Source organism: Streptomyces sp. NPDC006544 (genome assembly GCF_040611715.1).
GTDB lineage: Bacteria > Actinomycetota > Actinomycetes > Streptomycetales > Streptomycetaceae > Streptomyces.
Window position 1 is genome coordinate 1 of record NZ_JBEXOV010000181.1, and the last position, 7,537, is coordinate 7,537.

At 73.2% G+C, this 7,537-nt stretch carries 7 protein-coding genes; 1 reads left to right on the plus strand and 6 read right to left on the minus strand.

Translation table 11 applies throughout. The features are described from left to right. From ABZY44_RS36985 to ABZY44_RS37000, 4 genes are all read right to left on the minus strand, one after another. Positions 1–1,080: MAB_1171c family putative transporter (locus ABZY44_RS36985; RefSeq protein ID WP_356661834.1), on the minus strand; the 1,080-nt coding region annotated here is incomplete at its 3' end. Continuing rightward, positions 1,077–2,561, minus strand: coding sequence for an FAD-dependent oxidoreductase (locus tag ABZY44_RS36990; RefSeq protein ID WP_356661836.1), 1,485 nt, complete (start codon positions 2,559–2,561; stop codon positions 1,077–1,079). The genes ABZY44_RS36985 and ABZY44_RS36990, both read right to left, overlap by 4 nt. 104 nt (positions 2,562–2,665) lie before the next feature. Continuing rightward, complete coding sequence (locus ABZY44_RS36995; RefSeq protein WP_356661838.1) at positions 2,666–3,229, minus strand: toxin-antitoxin system, toxin component; 564 nt, start codon at positions 3,227–3,229, stop codon at positions 2,666–2,668. Then, on the minus strand, positions 3,226–4,356 hold the full coding sequence (locus tag ABZY44_RS37000; RefSeq protein WP_356661840.1) for a hypothetical protein: 1,131 nt from the start codon (positions 4,354–4,356) through the stop codon (positions 3,226–3,228). The genes ABZY44_RS36995 and ABZY44_RS37000 overlap by 4 nt, the downstream gene beginning before the upstream one ends. 280 nt (positions 4,357–4,636) lie before the next feature. Here ABZY44_RS37000 and ABZY44_RS37005 point away from each other — a divergent pair, with 280 nt between their 5' ends. Beyond that, on the plus strand, positions 4,637–5,059 hold the full coding sequence (locus ABZY44_RS37005; RefSeq protein ID WP_356661842.1) for a hypothetical protein: 423 nt from the start codon (positions 4,637–4,639) through the stop codon (positions 5,057–5,059). On the opposite strand, the gene ABZY44_RS37010 is transcribed toward ABZY44_RS37005, so the two are convergent. Together ABZY44_RS37010 and ABZY44_RS37015 are read right to left on the minus strand one after the other, a co-directional pair. After that, positions 5,045–5,848, minus strand: a complete 804-nt coding sequence (locus tag ABZY44_RS37010) for a helix-turn-helix transcriptional regulator (RefSeq protein ID WP_356661844.1) — start codon at positions 5,846–5,848, stop codon at positions 5,045–5,047. The two genes, ABZY44_RS37005 and ABZY44_RS37010, sit on opposite strands and share 15 nt — an antisense overlap. Positions 5,849–5,873: 25 nt before the next feature. Beyond that, on the minus strand, positions 5,874–7,537 hold a 1,664-nt coding region (locus tag ABZY44_RS37015; RefSeq protein WP_356661846.1), incomplete at its 5' end, for an FAD-dependent oxidoreductase.

The window sequence follows — 7,537 nt, forward strand, 5'->3', positions numbered from 1 at the left end:
TATTTCTTTAGTTAGGCGTACTATCGGCATCATGCGCGACTTGAGCCCCAGGAGGCGCTCACTGGTCCTGGCGATCTGCTGCATGAGCCTGCTGAGCGCGGCCTGCTCCTCGGGCCGTCCCTGGGCGCGCGCGGCCCCGTACGCCTCGTCGCGCACGGCCGGGTCGAACCAGTACACGAGTGCCAGGATCCCGTCGTCGATCACCGATTCGCGGTGGATCAGCCGGATTCCGACCGGTGACCACCAGGTCAGCGGCACGGGCCGCGCCCCGCAGGGGGAAAATCCGCGCAGTGCCGCCCAGAGCGGCCGCAGCCGCCGGTAGCGGCTGTAGTCCCGCCACGGCGCCGATCCGCCGACCAGGGGGACGAGGAACCCGCAGCCCACCAGCAGGGCCGCGACGGCGCCCAGCGGCGGCGCCACGGACGTGGACAGGTAGTCCAGGTCCCCACCGCTCCAGCACGCGGCCATCGCCGTCCACTTCACGCCGAGGAAGGCCAGGTCGAACACCCCGCCGGACATGAGCAGCGCGAGTCCCGTACGCAGCGGCCACATCGCGGGGTCCAGACGGCGGAGCCACTTCCAGCAGAGCACCGTGAGCGCGGTGCTGCCGACGGTGTGCGCCGTCAGGTAGCAGACGATCATCTCGCGCAGCCAGGGCGTGTCGGCGTAGTACGTGTCCATGTCCCGCAGCCGTTCGTCCGGCGCGTCGCCCAGGGCGAACAGGACGACGATCGCCACCGTCACGGCGCCGTACGCGACCACCGTCAGCCGGGTGGCCCGGTGCACGGCAGGGGTGGGGGGACCGCTCCAGTGGAGGATCAGCACGATGCAGGCGCCCGAGAAGGCCGTGAGCAGGCTGTACACCAGGGGAGCCGAGAAGTTGACGACGCCGGTCGTCTTGTTGACGGCGACGATGGTCGGGGGCGCCGAGAGGAACACGGCGAGCGCGCCCACGACGAGGAGGGTGCAGACGGCGCGCATGAGGGGCTGGTCCCAGCCCCGTCGTAACGTCGGCGCCTTGACGACGAGTGCCGTGGCGATCACCACGCCCGGCACGTAGAGGACGAGGCTTTCGATCATCGGGCCTGTCCGACGGGGTCGGCGGGTCCGGAGAGGTCGACGGTCGCGGCCGTGCCGGCGGCCGGCGCGGGCGCGGTCGGTGCGTCCTGGTCGAGGCCCGCGACGGCACGCTCGGCCGAGGTCAGCGGCGCCGCCTTCAGCGCGCCCCGCTCGGAGGCCCGCAGCACCTCCCACACCACGCCCGGGCGCACCCAGTACGTCGGCGCCCGGTTCATGGTGATGACCTGGAGCAGGGCGGCGGTGAGCGATTCCTTGGTGGTGGCGCCCGTCATCAGCCGGTCGACGTACCCGTTGAGGAGCCCCGCGCCCGGCCGGGGCTTCATGCCGGTGGCCCCCGGGTACAGGATGTCCTGCGAGGTCGCGAGGTCCCAGGCGACGGACACCTGCGGGGCGATGGCACGCTGCGCCTCGCGGCCGATGCCCGGGTGTGCGAGGCCCTTGGCGCGCAGCAGCGTACGGACGGCCAGCAGGCCCTGGGCGGCGACGGTCATGCCCTGCCCGTAGAGCGGGTTGAAGGTGGCGACCGAGTCGCCCACGGCGAAGAACCCGTCGGGGAGTTCGGCCTTCTCGAAGAAGATCCGGCGGTTGGCGGTGCCCTGGGTGACGGCTACGTCGGTCAGCGGCTCCCTGCCCTCGAGGAGCTCGCCGACGATCGGGTCGCGGACCCCCTTGGCGAAGGGGATGAAGGCCTCCGGGTCGCCGGTGGGCTGGCCGCCGCGGGTGCCGGACAGGGTGGCCTGCCAGCGGCCGTTCTCGATCGGGACGATCGTCGCGGTCTGGCCGGGTACGGGCACCCGGGGATCGGACTGGACGTTGACGATGGGGAAGCCCAGGGCGTGGGCGCCTTCGGGGGCCTCGAAGATGCGCGTCGCGTAGACGAGCCCGGAGTCCACCCCGGCCTCCTTGAGGCCGCTGACGCCCAGTGCCTCCAGCCAGGTCCGGGAACGGGATCCGCGGCCGCTCGCGTCGACCACGAGATCGGCGGTGACCAGGCGGTTCTCCTCGCCGGGGGTGTCGACGCGGACACCGGTGACCCGGTCGGCGGTGCCCTCCAGGCCGCGGACCCGGCCCTGCTGGAGCGTGGTCACCCCGGCCAGCCCCATGACGCGGGAGCGGATCACCGAGTCGAGGAGGTCGCGGCTGCAGGAGATGTTGAACTGCATCTCGCCGTGGCGGGGCAGCCAGCCCTGCGCGGTCTTGGTGACCAGGTCGGTGGGCAGGCTGCGGCGGAAGGCGCCGGCGGCCGTCCAGTCGTCGGTGATGCCGGGCAGGATCTCCTCGATGGCGCGCGCCCCGCCCGACCAGAGGAGGTGGGTGTGCCGGGCCTGGGGGAGTCCGCGCCGTGGCTCCGGCCCGTCCGGCAGGGTGTCCGCGTCGATGATCGTGACCGTCGCGTGCTCGGCGAGGACGGCTGCGGCGAGCAGGCCGGCCAGGCTGCCGCCGATGACGACGGCGTGGCGGGGCGGGGAAGACTGGGTCATCGTGTGGTGCTCTCTGTCAGGGCCGATCGGAGCGCATCGGCGGAGGAAGTGCGTCGGCGGGAAAGGCGGCGGTCAGCCGTCGGGTGTGGTCACCGGGACCGCGCTCAACGTCCCCAGCCGAACGAGCTCGTGATGCGTTCGATCGCTTCGGGGACCTGTTCCTCCCGGGGTGGTGGAAGGAACGCCTTGAGGATCTTGCCGAGGTGCAGCCCGAAGGTCTCCGCCCGGATCTCCGCCGGGTCCTCCCGGTCGGCGCGGGCCGCCGCCTGCCGGACGACGGAGCCCAGTCGGCGGTCGGATCGCAGCAGCCCGGCGAGGCTGCCGTTGCGGGCGGTCAGCCGCGCGGCCACGTCCATGCCCGGTCCGTGGTGGTCGCAGGTGCCCTCGTCCACGTGCCACAGCTCGTGGCAGGCGATGACGAGCTGGTGTTCGGGCCGGGTGTGCTCCTCGATGACGAGGAGGTCGCGTTCCTCCAGCCCGAGCCACAGCCCGCTGGCCGTGTCGGGAGGGAAGGCGGCGAACCGGAACTCGACCGGCCGGCTGCCGCGCACGCGTCCGTAGGCGGCGCAGACCGCGCCGATGATGTCGGAGGCTCCCGCGGGCGGGGTCAGGCGCGCGGCCGCCAGCAGGTCGGCGCCGAGTCCGCGCATGGCCCGTGTGGTCCTCATGGTGCTTCCCCCTCGGCAGGTGTGGCATGGGCGGTCCGCTCGCCGGCGCCGGGCCGGTCCTTCCCGGCGCGGCCGTCGGCCGTGTGGTCCTCGGCGCGGGGGCAGGCGGCGGCGCGGCCGTCCGCTCTCCGCGCGGCGGGCGCGGCCGGCCGGCCCAGCTGTCCCTCCCGCGCGAGCAGGTCGTCCAGGTGGTCGGCCAGTGACTTCCAGCCGCCCGGCGAGAGCTTGCCCGCCCGGGTGACGATGCTGCGTACGTCGTGGGCCCGCATCACGGCGAGCATCGGGTTCTCGGCGGGCCGCTCCGCGGACCGCAGTTCGCCCTCGATCCCGCCGAGGGCGGCGGTGAGCGCCTCGGTGTCGTCGGCCAGCAGGAACCCGCTCTCGACTCCGTAGAAGCGCTGGATTCCGGCGGCGGCCGCGAGGTTGGGCAGACCCTCGCCCCGCGCGAGGCGGGTCAGCGACTGGCCCGTCGCGTCGAAGGACCCGGCGATGGCGGTGAGGGAGTGCGGCTGGCCGTCTTCCCGGGGCCGGGTGCGGCGCAGGTGCTCGAACCGTTCGCGGACCTGCTCCTTCAGCGGGAGCCGGGGCGGATCGCCGTCGAGGGTGAGCCGGATGGCGTGCGGGGTGATGCCGGTGAGGTACGAGAGGTGTTCGAGGTTGTCCGCACCGCCGGTGGGGCCGCCCGCCGGTCCGGCCCCGGCGGTGGCCAGGGCCCGCTCCACCGCGCTCTTGCTGTCGGCGAGGAGGAAGCCCGCGTAGACCCCGAAGAACCGCTGCACGCCGGCCGCGTGACCGAGCCGGAGCAGTCCCGTGCCTGCGTTGAGCGGACCGAGTGAGGCGCCGGGCGCGTCGAAGTCCTCGGCGATGGCGGCGAGCGGCCAGGGGCGGCCGTGCTTGTCGCGGCGGGTGGCGCGCAGCCGCAGGAAGCGCTGGTGCACCCGCTCGTACAGCGGCAGTTCGGCCGCGGTGCCGGCCAGCACCCGGTGGATGCGGGCCGGTTCGACCCCGGAGAGGTGGCCGAGCCGCTCCACGGCGAGCACGTGCGCCGGGTCCTGGCCGCGCCGCTCCGCCAGTTCCGCGACGCGTGCCCAGGCAGCGGCGAGGTCGGACCGGACGGCGGCTGGCACCGGGCGTATCTCCGTCAGTAGAGAGAAGGTTCGAGACGGTTGCTCTGTGTGAACCCTAGCCCTCGATTCTGTGGCGGGCCAGGGCGTCCCCCCACCTTTCTTTCCGTCCAGCTCAAAGAAGGTGGGGCCGCCGGTGCCATGACTCCGCAGGTAATCGACCCCGCCGGGGCGCGGCGGCACAGTAGCGGCATCGGGTCCCGGGGCCGCGCACTCGGCTCCGGGACCCGGGTCACCCGTACTCCCACCAGCGCGTTCGACCGTCGACGGAGGCTGATCCGCCATGTCCGCAACCCTGCTCCACACCGTAGCCCGCACCACCGTCCCGCAGGCCGCGCTGCGCCGCGTCCTCGCCCTCGACGCCGTCGTCACCGCGGGCAACGGCCTCGCCTACGCCGCCTTCTCCGCACCCCTGGGCCGGCTGCTCGGCGTCGGGCAGGAGCTGCTGCTGGTACTGGGCGCCGTGCTCGCGCTCTACGGTGCGGGCGTCGGCCTGCTGGCCTCGCGGCGGGAGCCCCCGGCCCGGCCGGTGAAGCTCGTCGTCGAGCTCAACTACGCCTGGGCCGCGCTCAGTGTCGTCGCCCTCTTCGCCTGGTTCGCCCCCACGAGTGCCGGGGCGGTGTGGATCGCGGCGCAGGCCGTCGTGGTCGCCGCCTTCGCGCTCCTGCAGCAGCTCGCGCTGCGCGCCGGCTCAGGGCGCCAGTGACCGCAGGTACTTCACCGTCGCGGGGTCGGCCGGGAGCAGGGTCTCGATGGCCAGCTCGGCGACGGTCACGTCCATCGGCGTGTTGAAGGTGGAGATGGACGAGACGAAGGAGAGCAGGTGCCCGTCGTGCTCGATCCGCAGGGGCAGCGCGATGGAGGCGAGCGCCCCGTCCGGTGCGTCCTCGCCGGGCCGCTCCGCCGCCGCGGCCGGCACCGGATAGGCCGAGACCTCCTCGTACAGCGCGCGCAGCGGCGCCGAGCGGGCCAGCGCGATCTGCCGCTCCATCTGGGCCAGCAGGTGCCCCCGCCACTCGGCCAGGTTGTGGATCCGCGGGGCCAGTCCCTCGGGGTGCAGGGTCAGCCGCATGGCGTTCAGCGGACCGGCCAGCAGGTGCTCGGGCATCCCCTCCAGCAGCATCATGATGCCCCGGTTGGCGGCCACCACGTCGTACGTGGCGTCCACCACCAGTGCCGGATACGGCTCGTAGCCGGTCAGCAGCCGCTCCAGTGCCTCGCGCAGCACCTCCATCGAAGGATCGTCCAGCGGCGTGTGCGCGTACCGGGGTGCGTAACCCGCCGCCAGCAGCAGGGCGTTGCGGTCCCGCACCGGGACGTCCAGGTGCTCCGCCAGCCGCAGCACCATCTCCTCGCTCGGCCGCGAGCGGCCGGTCTCCACGAAGCTGATGTGCCGGGAGGAGGAGTCGGCGCGGCCCGCCAGCTCCAGCTGGCTGATCCCGCGCCGCTCCCGCCACGTGCGGAGCAGTGATCCCACCGTTGCCGTCGTCGTCATGCCCCCGACGGTAACCCGGCGCGGCTCACCCCAGGTCGAAGGCGTTCGGCAGGCCGAGCCGGTAGCGCCACAGGTCGTTGCGTTTGAAGGATTCCACTTCCGGCGCCCGGTACAGCGGCGTCACCGCGCACCGCGGCGCCGTCGAACCGTCGCGGTCCAGAAGTGAGTTGACGGCGGCGCGGGCCGAGGCGTTCGCTCCCTCCATCGTCGCCAGGTCGATGTCGACGGCCACGTAGTCACCGCTGAGGAAGAAGTTGGGGATGCGGGTGCCCGCGCTCGGCCGGTTGTGGAAGGTGCCGGTCGGGTGGATGAGCAGCTGGTCCTGGTTGGTCGGGTGCGGCGTGCCGATCCCGTCCACTCCCGGGTCCAGGAACCACGAGTGCAGTTTTCCGTCGGACAGCAGGGTCTTCCCCGTGTCGTTGAGCGAGGCCTTCAGCTGCGCCCACACCTCGCGTGCGACCTCCTCGCGGGTGCACTCCTTGGCCGTCTTCCCGTACAGGATCCCGGGCCTGTCCCACTCGGAGATGTCCACCGAGAGGCAGTCCACGGCCGAGCCGTCCCCGTAGTCGGCGGGGAAATCGCGCGCGGGCCAGTGCTCGGCCTGCTGGATCGCCGTCAACGACCACGGGGAGTCGACGCAGTTGAGGTGCCCGTGGACGAGGGGTGCCCGCTCGGTCAGGTAGAACTGGATGCCGGTCATCCAGTCGGTCTGAAGCTGGTCGCACCGTGCGAGCATCGGATCGGCCGCCCGCAGGGCGGGGCTCCAGGTGCGGCGGGCGTGCTCGACCGGCAGCGCGCTGACGTAGTGCTCGGCGGTGACCGTCCGGGCCGTGCCCGCCGGATCCTCGACGAGGACCCCGCTCACGCGACCGGCCGCGTACCGCACCTCCCGCACGGTCCAGCCGATCCGGAACTCCACGCCCAGGGACCGCAGATGGGCCTCCCACGGGTCGATCCAGGCCTCGTTGGTCGGCAGGTTCAGGATCCGGTCCGGCGGCCCGTCCGCGCCGCGACCCAGCAGGTTGAAGACGAAGGCCTCGCCGAGCGTGCCGACGGTACGGGTGGAGGCCTCCTCGGCCTTGGTCGCCACGATGTTGCGCGTCACCCCGATCGCGAGGATGCGCTGGTACTCGCTCGACATCCGCGCGGCCCGGGTGAACTCCCACCAAGGGGTGCGCTCCCACTGCTCGTTGCGCCGTTCGTCGCAGCTGGTGAGGAAGACGAGCGCACGGTCGACGAAGTACGCCGTCTCGTGGAGCGGGAGCCGGACCAGCGACTGGAGGATGCCGGTGAGGGACCGGCGGAGCTCGTCGGGGGTCAGTTCGGCGGGGGAGTGGCCGGGCCACGGGATGGGCGCGCGCAGGTCCTCCCGGCCGACGGCGCGGGCGAACATCATCTCGCGCGGGGCGACCAGGTTGTCCCAGACGCCGTTCGCGTTGCCCGGGAAGGGGATGCGCCGCATCGTGTCGGGCAGGTTGTGGTAGATCCCGGGGATGAAGCGGAAGCCGTGCTCGGCGGGGAGCGGGCGGCGGCCGCCGCGCGCGCTGCCGGGGACGTCCATGCTGCGGGCCTTGCCGCCGAGCGCCCGGCGCTCGTACACGGTGACGGCGTAGCCGCGTTCGGCGAGCTCGTGCGCGGCGGTGAGCCCGGCCACGCCGCCGCCGAGGACGGCGACGCGGTGTTCCTCCG

Coding starts and splice junctions, on each gene's coding strand:
- ABZY44_RS36990 (WP_356661836.1), bottom strand. CDS start 2,561: ATGACCCAGTCTTCCCCGCCCCGCCACGCCGTCGTCATCGGCGGCAGC.
- ABZY44_RS36995 (WP_356661838.1), bottom strand. CDS start 3,229: ATGAGGACCACACGGGCCATGCGCGGACTCGGCGCCGACCTGCTGGCG.
- ABZY44_RS37005 (WP_356661842.1), top strand. CDS start 4,637: ATGTCCGCAACCCTGCTCCACACCGTAGCCCGCACCACCGTCCCGCAG.
- ABZY44_RS37010 (WP_356661844.1), bottom strand. CDS start 5,848: ATGACGACGACGGCAACGGTGGGATCACTGCTCCGCACGTGGCGGGAG.